Here is a 12856-nt window from a genome sequence, read left to right as displayed (position 1 = left end):
AATACTCAAAAATATCTCTTGTGAATATCTGAGGTGCAAAGTTAAGAATAAAAAATGATGAAAAAGGCTTTTATGGAGATTTTTTATTATAAATAATAACGTAAATATTTTTTATTCAATACAGATGTCTTGCTGTTCGCTCAATTTACTCTTATTTCGTCAATCATCAGATATGCTTTTTCTCCTTTCTTTTCGTGCCAGTCGGGTAATGTTTTAATCGATTCGGCTACTACTCTTATATACCGGGCCATGACAGGTTCGTTCAGCGTAGCCGATAAGTTCAGTACGATCGGGCTGGTATGTTCCTTTCGCAGAGTGAAAGGTTCCCTATACACTTCGTCAAAAGTTTTACCATCGGAAGATACATAGATAGTCAACGATTTAGGGTCGAACAGGTTACCTCTGGTATTTACAAAAGAGTTAAGATTAACAGACGAAACGTTAATATCCGCCTTCATATCTATGGTAGCGTCAAAATCTGTACCCAGAAATCCGAGCCACAGCCCTGTCCGGTAGCCGGCATTAGTGCCCAACTGTCCGTTAACCACTGTTGTGGCTCCATTGAATGTATAGCGTTTGTCAGGCTCATACTTGAGCGTGACAGGCTTGGCATACGCATCATGATATACAAAGTTTTTAGTGTAGACCCTGCTCTTCACATTATCTCTATACAGAGCCGCTTTAAACAATGTATTCTCTTTAATTATAATAGGTTCGTTTGGCGTATATAATGTAGATTCGGTAGTCGGATCTTTTTCACCTATTGTATAGTAGATAGGACTATTGTCGAATGAGGAAAGGTAAAGGGCAATCTCATTTCTAACAGTGTCTACAACTATCGAATCTTGTACTCCGTATGCCTGTTTGCAGTTTTCGTAACCCAGTTTGTCAAAGTGTTTTGAAAGCCTGTACAAGCGTGATACAAATCCGTCGTAATCCTTTGTCTCCGGATTCGTCCATACTGTTTCGGCAACAGCACACATGCGTGGAAGCAACATGTATTCCACATTTTGCTCCGAAGGCATGTATTCAGCCCATACATTTGCCTGTGCGCCCAGTATATGCTTTTGTTTATCTTCGTCCAGTCCGGCTGGCATAGGGTTGAATGAATACACTTTCTTCAGCTCGGTCAGCCATCCGTATGTAAACGGTTCGTTGTCTATATCGGGAGACTGGTAATAATCGAGATATACAAATTGCTCGGGAGTCATTATCACATCATGTCCTTTGTTTGCTGCATAAACGCCGCCTTCGGTACCTCGCCACGACATAATGGTTGCATTAGGTGCTATGCCACCTTCGAGTATCTCGTCCCAGCCGATGATGCTTTTTCCTTTTGTATTTACTATTTGTTCTACACGCTTGATAAAATAACTTTGTAGCTGTTCACCAACAGAATGTTCCGCTGTTTCTTTTATTCCTAATTGCTTTGCTTTTGTCTGGCACTTAGGGCATGCTATCCATCTGTTTTTAAGGCACTCGTCTCCGCCTATATGGATATATTTGGATGGAAAGAGGTCAGCCACTTCTGTAAATACATTCTCAAGGAATGTAAATACGTCATCGTTTCCCACACAAAGTACGTCTTCGTATATTCCCCATTCGCAACCCACTTTGTAAGGGCCTCCTGTACATCCGAGTTCTGGGTATGATGCCAGAGCGGCTAAGGTATGTCCCGGAACGTCTATTTCGGGAATAATGGTGATAAACCGTTCTTCGGCATATTTGATTATGTCTTTGATCTCGGCTTGAGTATAGAAGCCACCATGAGGTTTGTTGTCAAACTCGTTTGTGTGCCTGCCTATAACAGTCTTTTCACGCTGCGAACCGATTTTTGTCAGTTCAGGATAACTTTTTATATCAATTCTCCACCCCTGATCGTCGGTCAGGTGCCAGTGAAATACATTCATATTGCACATAGCTAATACGTCGATGTATTTTTTTACAAATTCGGCAGGGAAGAAATGACGACAAACATCAAGTGAAACACCTCTGTGAGTGTAGGCAGGATAATCGGTTATTTCTACACCCGGAAAAAGAATATTTTCACCGGAGGTAACAGGGAGAGCTTTACGTAATGTCTGTATTCCATAAAATGTTCCGGCTTCCGTATCACCGTTGACAACAATCAGAGAGTCGCTGATTTTTATATTGTATGCCTCATGATTATCACTAGTGAAGTTTGTTGTCAGAATAATTGCATTCTCCTGTAACTCTTCGTTCACTGTTTCCAGTCTGTATCCTGTTGTCTGCTCTATATATCCGGCTAACAGTTCAGCTATTTTATTCAGTTTCTCGTTGTCTGCCGGTGATGTGATCTTGGTCGTATTGTTCAGTATAAAACCATTTCCCTGTGTAAGTCTGATTTCCTGAACCAGAGGTACAATATTGTAGTTGGCTGTGTCTTCAATAAGGAGATTCTGGTTGCACGAGGCAAATAAAAGTAATAATAGGGCGTAACAAAGTCTTTTCACTATCATGGTAAATGATTTAAAATAACAGAGTAAATAATTATACCCTGCTTGTTTTTTATAAGTTGCTTCTAATGTATTACTTAGTGTAAGATAAGCTTGATTCCTTGTTTTAAAATAATCATCTAAATTCAAATATATATTTTATTCTGAAATTAATGCTCATTTTTTTTTTAATTTTGCACCATTAACAGGTAATTATAAAAATAATAGTATAAAGGCTATGAAGATTCTAAAGTTTGGAAGTGCTTCTATTGCTACAGCAGATAAAATAAAGAATGTAGCAACCATAGTAGAGGTAGAACACGGCAATATTGTTGTGTTGTCGTCTATGCGCGGAACTGCGGAAGCTTTGACCGAAGTATCTGATTATTTGTATAAGAAAAATCAGGAAGGTGCGACCGAAGTTATAAACAGGCTCGAAAAACAATATCGTGACCTTATTTCAATTTTATATTCAGAAGATAGTTTCAGATTGCAGGCCGGAGAAATGATTTCAGCCAGATTTGATTATATTCGCACTTTTACCAAAGATTTGTTTACGTTGTTCGAAGAACGTGTGGTTATGGCTCAGGGTGAGCTTGTCAGTTCCGAGTTGTTCCATCTGTATTTGCTCGAAAAGAAAGTTAATGCAGTATTGGTTCCGGCTCTTGACTTTATGCGTACTGATAAGAATGCAGCGCCTGACCCTGTTTACATTAAGGATAAATTAATGGCATTTCTGAATACTTCGCCCGATGCAGACCTGTATATCACACAAGGATATATCTGCCGTAATGCGTATGGCGAAATAGATGATTTGCGAAAAGGTGGCAGCGACTTCACAGCTTCTTTGGTCGGTGTGGCTGTCGGTGCCGATGAAGTGCAGATATGGGCGGATGTTGATGCTATGCAGAATAACGATCCGCGTTATGTTAAGGATACGAAAGTAATTCCTTATCTTAACTTTGACGAAGCTGCCGAACTTGCCTATTTCGGCACCAAGATATTGCATCCTTCCAGTATTCTTCCGGCTAAACTTGCCAACATACCGGTTCGCCTGAAAAATATTGAATATCCGGATGCTCAGGGCACTCTGATCTCTAACGAGACCGAAGCCAAAGCTATAAAAGCTGTGGCGGCAAGGGATAATATTACAGCTATCAAGATAAAATCGGGGAGAATGTTGTTAGCTCATGGTTTTCTGCGCCGAATGACCGAAGTGTTCGAAAATTATCAGACATCGATAGATATGTTGGCGACTTCCGAAATAGGAGTCTCGCTGACTATAGATGATGATAAAAACCTGCAACTGATCGTTGACGATCTGAAAAAATACGGTACGGTATCCGTTGATGCGGATATGGTGATTGTTTCCGTAATAGGGGATTTAGAGTCCGATGATGAGGGTTTTGCTTCCAACATACTAAGTGCAGTAAAAGGTGTTCCTATCAGGATGATCTCTTACGGTGGCAGCAAATATAACTTTTCATTCCTGATAGAGAAGAAAGATAAAGAGAAGACATTACAAATATTGAATGACAAATTGTTTAATTAATTATTTTAATTCAAATGACAAAAGGAAATTTTCCTGTTGACAAACTAAAGGGTATTGATACGCCTTTCTATTATTACGATATAGATTTGTTGAAGAGAACATTGAAGATCGTTAAGGAAGAAACAAAAAAATATGGATTTATTCAACACTATGCGGTAAAAGCAAATGCAAACAGGCGGATATTAGAATTAATAGCTTCTGAAGGATTTGGTGCCGATTGTGTAAGTGGCAACGAGGTTAAAGCTGCTGTAAATGCAGGTTTTCCTGCTTCCAAAATAGTCTTTGCCGGAGTAGGTAAGACTGATAAAGAAATAAATATGGCATTAGACCTGAATATATTCTGCTTCAATGTAGAGTCGCTGCCCGAACTGGAAGTGATAAACGAACTGGCAAATAAAAAGGGTAAATTGGCACAGGTTGCTCTTCGCGTCAATCCTGATGTCGACGCCCATACACACGAATATATAACTACAGGACTGAATGAGAATAAATTCGGGTTCAGCATGGCGCATTTGGAGAATGTGGTTGAAAAACTACAAGCTTTGAAAAGCATAAAACTGATAGGCCTACATTTTCATATCGGGTCTCAGATTGAGGATGTACATATATTCGAGCCGTTATGTGAGCGTGTGAATGAATTGCAGAATACTTTCGAGAAGATGGATGTAAAACTTGAGCATATAAATCTGGGTGGAGGTCTCGGAATAGATTATGAAAATCCGGATGCTAACCCAGTCCCTGATTTTGCTGCATATTTCGAGTTATTTGCCAAACATCTGAAATTGCGAGATAATCAGCAGGTACACTTTGAGCTTGGACGTGCTATTGTTGGGCAATGCGGAGCTTTGTTTACCCGTACAGTTTACGTTAAACATGGAGAAAGTAAGACATTCGTTATTGTAGATGCTGGTATGACCGATCTGATACGTCCGGCATTGTATCAGGCCTATCATAAGGTGGAGAATATATCGTCCGATCAGCCTGCTGAAAAATATGATGTAGTTGGCCCTATCTGCGAATCGTCAGATGTATTCGTTAAGGACTATGAGCTTAATGGCACAAGCAGAGGTGATCTTTTGGTTTTGCGTTCGGCAGGTGCGTATGGCGAGATTATGGCATCGCAGTATAATTGCCGCGAATTGCCGAAAGCATACTATTCGGATAAAATATAAATCGTACACAATTAATATACAAAGAGTCGTATGAAGCATATGGCTCTTCGTTTTTTATACAGCTTTTCTTAACTAAATAATAATGACTGAACAGATTCTTTCCTACTTTATGTTTAATGAGCTAGAAATCATAGCTTTATCTGTTTTACTTGTCTTTCTGCTGATACAGATATTTTATTATACCGTTTATTACAAAAAACCTTACTCTTATGTAAAGCAAAAAATGAAGGATAATTATAATCCTGTATCATCAAAGCCAAAAGTATCAGTTATTATTTCATCCGAAAATGAGGTTACAGGCCTGTCAGAAAATTTACCTTCAATACTTGCGCAGGATTATCCCGACTATGAGGTTATTGTTGTAAATAATGGCTCAACCGATGAAAGCGATGAACTGTTGCAGTCTCTGAAACTAAATAACCCGCACCTGTATCATACATATCTGCCATATTCGAACGATAAGACATTCGGCCGTAGAAAACTTGCATTCACTATTGGTATAAAAGCAGCTAAAGGCGATGTCCTGCTTTTTACAGAGCCGTATTCAAAGCCGGTTTCTGACCAGTGGATTACTTCAATGATAAACGAATTGCCGGAAGATAAAGATATCGTTCTGGGTTATTCATATTATCGGAAAGAGCAAAAATTCTTTAATCGCATAGCCCGTTTCGACAATTTGCTGTTTAGTATGCAATACCTGTCGATGGCAATAAAGAGGAAGCCGTTTATCGGAACATATCGTAATATTGCTTTTCGCAAGCACCTTTTTTTCGACAATAAAGGTTTTGCATCATATCTGGGCTTAGAGAACGGCGAAGATGTCTTCATCAATCAGATAATAACTCCTGATAATACAGCTGTAGCCCTGATGCAGGACTGTTTTGTAGAAACAAGTATAGAGCGCTACTCTCTCTGGAAGCAGATAAAAAAATCGTATTCGGTCGCAAAAGCTTATTTCCGTAGCCATGCTTCCGTTTTATTCGGGTTTGAGGTATTCTCCAGATATCTATTTTATCTGCTGCTGGCGGCATTGGTTACATACAGCATTATAACTCAGAACTGGGCTATGCTGGGTATATCGGTATTGGTGTTCCTTATCAGGCTTATCGTACAACTCGTATTGATAAATAAATTGTCTAAATATTTCAATTCGGGTAAATTTCACTTCTCCTTGATACTGATGGATATATTACAGCCAATCTATAATGCCAGATTCAGGGCAAGGCACAAAAGCCGGATATAATAAGAGTCTGTTTAAATTTTATTCATTCAGATTTTTAGAGCCATTTTGGGAATAATTTATTCTTTTTTGAGGTGATAATAGCGGGCTATTTAAGCCGATAAAAGGGATAAATTAAACTAAAAGAGCCTAAAAACGAATGAAAAAGAATCTGTAATAAAATATTTTGGTAAAATTTAAACAGGCTCTAAATATTTGGAGGCAAAAGGGTAGGGGCTCTAAGCGTTTTCTATACTTTTAGTTACCAGCCTTGTGAAGGGTTTTCTTATCTTTTCTTCCCATATCAGCCAAAGGATAAAGATGACACCGTCATAGTATATCCAAGTGAAAATATCGCGATGGAATACATTGAACCAGTCTTTGTAGAAGGTCACGTAACATTCCTTTGTATTCTCCCATGTACGGTTGTTGTACCATTCGTTTACCGATATAAACCATTCGGGAAACGGATCTTTTATGATAATGAATATTATTGCCAGCCGCAGTATATTGATCAGTATCAGTATCAGTATCGAGAGAGGTATATACCATAGTTTTTGCTTTACCGGGCCGAAATAGAACAGAAGAATAAATGTGAACAGAAACAGCTGTTTAAGACCGGTACAACCCCATATAATATCTATCGGTATCGAACCCTCAAAATACAGGCTGACTCTGTTATATATATGGAAAGTCTTGTATCCGAGCAAATCATGCAACACCCAGTACACCGACTCGGCTGTCCATTGATTTATGCCAGTTGTATATGCGGTAAGGTCTTTTCCCAGAACAAGTAAAATGCGTTCATCCTCGCCCTGATGGACACATATTTTCCAGATAAGTTCAAATATGATGAACAAACATAAAAACCACATAATGTTCTTAAATGGTTTCAATTTCAGGAGAATAATATTTATGTAGTTTACCGTTTTCGTTATCATTTTTTTCAGAGCAGACACAAAGGTACTAAAATAAGGAGAATTAACCTTTTTAAGGGAAAAAAAATGTGACATTTTATATAAAAAGTCGGTTAACTGAGTTTTTTTAATTTACTTTGCACAAATTTCATCTGTTATTTAACGAATATGATGATTAGGGTGAATTTGATCTTTAGTATTGATTATAAATAATTACTCAGGCTTTTATAGATATATATGGTACAAGAATGAAATGAAGAGAAGTTTTTACTTTAGTTAAATAATAATTCTTCATTTTTTTTGTTTATAGATCAGTAAAAGGAGAAAGATGCACAGATTGTATCACCCTAAATAGTGCCGAATATTAAAATTTAGAGTTGAAAGGTTTAAAACCCGTATATTGAAATATAATGTTAATGAGTAAAAGACTTCTGTTAGTAGCCGTTCTGGCATGTGTAATAAGTTCCCTTTGGGCACAAACCGATTCACCTTACAGTAGATATGGTTATGGTATATTGAAAGATCCGGCTGTAGGCCTTTCACGGTCTATGGGAGGAATCGGCTATGGTCTAAGGAGTGGACAAAGTGCCAATCCATCAAACCCGGCTTCATATTCACGGGTCGATTCTCTTACATTTCTTTTCGATATGGGGGTTAACCTCAATTTCGGAAAGCTGAGCGATGGCTCGGGCTCACAAAATAAGACAAGTGGCGGACTTGAATATATAACTGTCCTCGTTCCTTTGAAAAAGTATTTAGGCTTTAGTTTCGGAGTTATACCATATTCATCTATAGGGTATAAATTCGGATCAACAGATACAGAAGGTTCATTAATGTCAGCCAAAACCTTCTCAGGTTCGGGCGGACTTAGCCAGGTGTATGCCGGACTCGGTTACGCTACACCTCTCAAAGGACTTTCGGTAGGAGTGAATGGCTCTTTTATTTTCGGGACACTGGATCATTATCGTGCTCTGACTCTTGTCAGTCCGGCTAATTCATCAGTAGAATATACAGAACTGTCTGTAAAATCAGCTAAAGTAGATATAGGAGTTCAGTATGAAATGGAACTGTCTAAGACAAAGAAGCTGACATTAGGTGCAGTATATTCTCCAAGAATGAATATGCGTGCCGATTACGAGAACAGGCATTATGAAATGACTTCTACGGAAACTTTAGGAGACACTACTATACACAAGAAAGTAGATGCCGGTATTCCTCATACGTTTGGGGCTGGTTTCACTCTCAGCCAGACTGACAAATATATTTTGGGAGCAGATATAACCTTTCAGAAATGGTCAGGTGTGAAATACTCATCGGTTATGGGCGACGGATTGTCGCAATCAGATCGTTTCAATGACAGATGGAAGTTTGCAGTCGGAGGAGAATATATGATCAATCCGTATGACAGAAGCTATTTCAAAAAAATAAAATTCAGAGGAGGGCTTAACTATAGTAATTCATATCTCAATGCAATGGATGTCAATGGCAATATTGACGGATATAATGAATATGGAGCTACACTCGGATTCGGATTCCCTATACGGACAACGTTAGGTCGCAGAATATCATATGTAAACCTTAACTTTGAATACAAAAAGATGAGCCCTAAGGTGAAAAGTATGATTAGTGAAGAATACTTTGGGGTATCTTTAAATGTCAATATCAATGAACTTTGGTTCTTCCGCAGAAAAGTTGAATAAATATAATAATAAGTTATATATGCAGCCTCAATTCATAATTGGGGCTACTTGTTTTTCTATAAAATAATGAAGTTGATTCAAAGAAATATATTCGTATTTGTCATAGTAATCTTGTTTTTTGCTATGCCTTTCTTTTTTGCATCGTGCAAGCAGGAATCTAAAGCCGTTGTCGATTTCCGATACAATAAGGATAGCGTACCCTCTATGAGTACAGATAGCGTTGATATGCTTATTTCAGATTCAGGTCTTATCCGTTATCGGATGCTTGCCAAAATCTGGAATGTTTTCGATCAGGCAAAAGACCCTTACTGGCATTTTCCTAAGGGATTATATCTCGAGCAATTCGATACTACATTTAATATTGTGGTCACTGTAAAGGCCGATACAGCATGGAATTATGAACGCAGAAAGCTTTGGCGGCTCAAGGGGCATGTTTTTGTCAGGAATACGCTAGGTGAAACTTTTTCCGGAGACGAGTTATTCTGGAATCAGCAACAACAGAAAATATATTCGGAAAAACCGGTGGAAATAGACAGGCCGGCTAAGGCGCTGATCATTGCGGAGGGCTTTACTTCCAATCAGGAAATGACAGAATATGAATTTAGCAGAGTACATAAATCGAAAGTGTACGTAGAAGAAAACAAAGAGTCTCAAGAGGCAGATAAACAAGAAAAAGCAGAATAGTCTTTCAAAGATGAAGGAAATTTAATCTCAATTTATTATCTTCGTGCGCTGAAAGTTATAATTTAGAAAATTAAAAACAAACATATAAAGTAATAATAATTTATTAAATGGCTGCATTACAGAAAATTAGAGCCAAATCTGGCTTGTTGGTCGGTATAATTGCTGTAGGTTTATTAGCATTTGTATTCCCATGGGGTGAAGTAACGACATTTGTTAATAAGATGAGAGATAAAGCGTTTGTTGTAGACGGAGATGTAGTTACAACAGGACAATACGCTAACAGAATAGCAGAGTGGGAGAATTTCCAGAAAATAATGTCGGGACAGAGTTCTTTAGATGAGCTTGCCACTGCACAAATCAGAGAAATGGTTTACCAGCAAATGGTAAAAGAAGCCATGCTCGATAATGAAGCAAAAAAACTGGGCTTAGAGGTAACAAAAGAAGAGCTGAGCGATATGGTGTATGGAACACCTGCGTCAATCTTTTATCAGATACCGTTCTTTACAAACCCACAGACAGGTCAGTTCGACAAAGCATATCTGATGCAATTCTTGTCAGATATAAACCAAGACCCTTCTACTTTGGCTCCTGAGCAAGCTGCTGAAGTTACAGCTAGAAGAGAATTGTGGGCTTTTATCCAGAATATGATGAAATATCAGCGTCTGGAAGAAAAATATGCTTCTCTCGTTGCAGGTACAGTATTGGTTAACGATACAGAAGCCAAAGCTATGCACAACGATTCGAAGAATGTAGCAAACATTGCCTATGTAGTTCAGAGATATTCGTCATTGCCTGATTCTATCGTTGATGTTTCAGAAAAAGATATTAAAGCTCTGTACGATCAGCGTAAGGGTAACTTTAAACTGGATACAGAACTGCGTAAGATATCATACTTCATAAAAGATGTAATACCTAGCGATGAAGACTATGCAGTAGTAGAGAAGGAAATGAGCGCTGTACACGAAAAACTGATGACCGCAGAAAATCCGGCTCTTTTGGTTAGCGAATATTCTTCAAATCCGTATATTGATGCTTTTATGGCTGTTTCTACACTGCCTACAGAGGCTAAGACATTTGTGCAATCTGCTTCAGTCGGAGAAATCTATGGCCCGGTACGTGACGGTCAGTCATATATTATGTATAAATTAGTGGGTAGGACAAATGCTGCAGACTCAGTGAAATTGCAGATAATACCTATGCCGCAAGGTATAGATGCAGCTACATCGGCTCACCTTTCCGATAGTATTTTGACTGTAATCAAAGGTGGAAAAGATTTTACTACAGTTGCAAATGAAGTGATGCCGGGATCTAACGGCGGCGAATTAGGCTGGGTAAATGAAGTGATGATAGCCGGTGCAGGTATAGCAAAAGAATGTTTTGCCGCAGCTAAAGGTGAAATTCTAAAATTGACTATTAACGGACAAACACAGCTTGTTCGTGTTCAGGATAAAACAAACCCTGTAGCTAAAGTAAAACTGGCTATAATTCAAATGCCTGTGATTATAAGCGATAGAACTCAAAATGCTATTGATAACGAATTGAATCAGTTCGTATCAGAAAGTGGTAATCTTGAAAACTTTGATAAAGCGGCACAAGCTAAAGGTTATGCCCTTGTATCAAATACACTGATCGCTCCATCAGAGATGGGATTGGGGCAAACTTCAGGTACTCGTCAGGTTATTCATTGGGCATTCAATAATAAAGTGGGAACAGTAAATAAGTTCGATACATCGGATAAGAGAGTTATCGCTATTGTCAAGTCCGAAGTTAAAGGTGACTATCTGCCAGTATCAGAAGTGTCAGCAGCATTGAAAACTGAGCTTATCAATGAAAAGAAAGCAGTTAAGATGATCGATGACCTTAAGGCCAAAAGTCTTACATCACTTGGAGCTTATGCCGAAGCCGTATCAGGAAGGGTAGACTCTGTAAACTTTGTTACTTTCCAAACTAACAACATTTCGGGAATAGGTTTAGAACCAGTAATGAATGTCTATGCAAAAGCAGGACAGATTGGAAAACTGACGTCTCCATTGAAAGGAAAAGCAGGAGTATATGTTCTGGATGTTGCAAGCAGAAATGAAGATACAAAAGAACTTAATATAGAGCAGACAAAACAATCCCTTAAGCAAAATAACTTCTATCAGTTGATGTCTCAGGCAGTTGCAGTGCTTAAAGATAAAGTCAAAGTAGAAGATAACAGGGTTAAATTCTGGTAAATAAAATTTTATTACTATATTTAGAGTCCCTTACAGAAAAAACTGTAGGGGATTTCTGTTTTGATAAATTGGGTAAAACTATGACAAAGAAAGAACGTTATACAGGAGTGATCAGTTGGTTCGAAAAACAAATGCCGGTAGCCGAGACGGAGTTGGATTACAATAGTCCCTTTCACCTGCTCATTGCCGTTATATTGTCGGCACAATGTACCGATAAAAGAGTAAATATGGTAACACCTGCATTATTCGAGGCATATCCTACTCCGGAAGTAATGGCTGCTTCTACAACGGATGCCATATATCATTATATTAAAAGTATATCTTACCCTAACAATAAAGCTAAGAACCTGCTTGGTATGGCCAAGAAGCTTGTAGGCGACTTTGGTGGGCAGGTTCCCGATACATTAGAGGAATTGGAGTCTATACCCGGTGTTGGGCGGAAAACGGCTAATGTGATGCTTATAGTAGCCTTTAATAAGCCAGCTATGCCTGTCGATACACACGTCTTTAGAGTGTCTAACCGTATCGGGCTTACAGATAACTCGAAAAATCCGCTTCAAACAGAGAAAGAATTAATTAAAAATATACCGGCAAAATATCTGTCGTTAGCACATCACTGGTTAATTCTGCATGGAAGGTATGTTTGTTTGGCGCGCAAACCTAAATGTGAGATGTGTGGTTTGATCCCTTATTGCAAATTTTTCTCACGAAAAGGTCAAAAATAATTCATTTTGCAATATGTTGTGAATTAGATGGTTGAGAAATAGTTTTAAAATAAGGTAAAAATACTTCTTTTTTTATTTTGTATTTAGTTATTTTATTCTTTATCTTTGCACCCGCTTTGAGACAGAACGGGCTCTGTAATGACAGGCCTTCCTTGAAGCATAAGAAGCGATCTTTGAAATCAATGATAACAAGAATAAAGAGTAGTACAAGAATA

The 12856-nt window shown here is 38.3% G+C and carries 10 protein-coding genes; 7 read left to right on the top strand and 3 right to left on the bottom strand.

Annotated elements, in window-relative coordinates; genetic code table 11:
- Window positions 1-140 precede the first annotated feature (140 nt).
- Window positions 141-2480, bottom strand: coding sequence for a glycoside hydrolase family 20 protein (locus M2448_RS16705; RefSeq protein ID WP_280647285.1), 2340 nt, complete (start codon window positions 2478-2480; stop codon window positions 141-143).
- 214 nt (window positions 2481-2694) lie between these two features.
- Here M2448_RS16705 and M2448_RS16700 point away from each other — a divergent pair, with 214 nt between their 5' ends.
- The 3 genes from M2448_RS16700 (at window position 2695) to M2448_RS16690 (ending at window position 6423) form a co-directional block, all read left to right on the top strand.
- Window positions 2695-4008, top strand: coding sequence for an aspartate kinase (locus M2448_RS16700; RefSeq protein ID WP_280647284.1), 1314 nt, complete (start codon window positions 2695-2697; stop codon window positions 4006-4008).
- 14 nt (window positions 4009-4022) lie between these two features.
- Complete coding sequence (lysA, locus tag M2448_RS16695) at window positions 4023-5180, top strand: diaminopimelate decarboxylase (protein ID WP_280647283.1); 1158 nt, start codon at window positions 4023-4025, stop codon at window positions 5178-5180.
- Window positions 5181-5262: 82 nt separating this feature from the next.
- Window positions 5263-6423 carry a glycosyltransferase gene (locus M2448_RS16690; protein WP_280647282.1) on the top strand — a complete coding sequence of 387 codons (1161 nt, stop codon included), beginning with the start codon at window positions 5263-5265 and terminating at the stop codon, window positions 6421-6423.
- A 215-nt stretch (window positions 6424-6638) separates the two neighbouring features.
- Here the strand turns inward: M2448_RS16690 and M2448_RS16685 are convergent, their stop codons facing one another.
- Window positions 6639-7340, bottom strand: a complete 702-nt coding sequence (locus tag M2448_RS16685) for an archaeosortase/exosortase family protein (protein ID WP_280647281.1) — start codon at window positions 7338-7340, stop codon at window positions 6639-6641.
- A gap of 392 nt (window positions 7341-7732) precedes the next feature.
- Here M2448_RS16685 and M2448_RS16680 point away from each other — a divergent pair, with 392 nt between their 5' ends.
- The 4 genes from M2448_RS16680 to nth all read left to right on the top strand — a co-directional run bounded on the left by M2448_RS16680 (window position 7733) and on the right by nth (window position 12641).
- Complete coding sequence (locus M2448_RS16680; RefSeq protein ID WP_280647280.1) at window positions 7733-9016, top strand: outer membrane protein transport protein; 1284 nt, start codon at window positions 7733-7735, stop codon at window positions 9014-9016.
- Between the two features lie 66 nt (window positions 9017-9082).
- Window positions 9083-9700 carry an LPS export ABC transporter periplasmic protein LptC gene (gene lptC / locus M2448_RS16675; protein ID WP_280647279.1) on the top strand — a complete coding sequence of 206 codons (618 nt, stop codon included), beginning with the start codon at window positions 9083-9085 and terminating at the stop codon, window positions 9698-9700.
- Between the two features lie 107 nt (window positions 9701-9807).
- A complete protein-coding gene (locus M2448_RS16670) occupies window positions 9808-11916 on the top strand; it encodes a peptidylprolyl isomerase (RefSeq protein ID WP_280647278.1) in 2109 nt (702 codons plus the stop codon).
- Between the two features lie 80 nt (window positions 11917-11996).
- The gene (nth, locus tag M2448_RS16665) at window positions 11997-12641 is read left to right on the top strand and encodes an endonuclease III (protein WP_280647277.1); all 645 of its coding nucleotides are present in this window, start codon (window positions 11997-11999) and stop codon (window positions 12639-12641) included.
- A gap of 1 nt (window position 12642) precedes the next feature.
- Here the strand turns inward: nth and M2448_RS16660 are convergent.
- On the bottom strand, window positions 12643-12856 hold a 214-nt coding region (locus M2448_RS16660; RefSeq protein ID WP_280647276.1), incomplete at its 5' end, for a hypothetical protein.

This window comes from Dysgonomonas sp. PF1-14 (genome assembly GCF_029892965.1).
Classification (GTDB): Bacteria; Bacteroidota; Bacteroidia; order Bacteroidales; family Dysgonomonadaceae; genus Dysgonomonas.
This window is presented reverse-complemented; position numbering and strand designations above follow the sequence as displayed.

Bases quoted from the DNA above. Each gene is read 5' to 3' on its own strand.
- M2448_RS16705 (WP_280647285.1), bottom strand. From the start codon at position 2,480: ATGATAGTGAAAAGACTTTGTTACGCCCTATTATTACTTTTATTTGCC.
- M2448_RS16700 (WP_280647284.1), top strand. From the start codon at position 2,695: ATGAAGATTCTAAAGTTTGGAAGTGCTTCTATTGCTACAGCAGATAAA.
- lysA (WP_280647283.1), top strand. From the start codon at position 4,023: ATGACAAAAGGAAATTTTCCTGTTGACAAACTAAAGGGTATTGATACG.
- M2448_RS16690 (WP_280647282.1), top strand. From the start codon at position 5,263: ATGACTGAACAGATTCTTTCCTACTTTATGTTTAATGAGCTAGAAATC.
- M2448_RS16685 (WP_280647281.1), bottom strand. From the start codon at position 7,340: ATGATAACGAAAACGGTAAACTACATAAATATTATTCTCCTGAAATTG.
- M2448_RS16680 (WP_280647280.1), top strand. From the start codon at position 7,733: ATGAGTAAAAGACTTCTGTTAGTAGCCGTTCTGGCATGTGTAATAAGT.
- lptC (WP_280647279.1), top strand. From the start codon at position 9,083: ATGAAGTTGATTCAAAGAAATATATTCGTATTTGTCATAGTAATCTTG.
- M2448_RS16670 (WP_280647278.1), top strand. From the start codon at position 9,808: ATGGCTGCATTACAGAAAATTAGAGCCAAATCTGGCTTGTTGGTCGGT.
- nth (WP_280647277.1), top strand. From the start codon at position 11,997: ATGACAAAGAAAGAACGTTATACAGGAGTGATCAGTTGGTTCGAAAAA.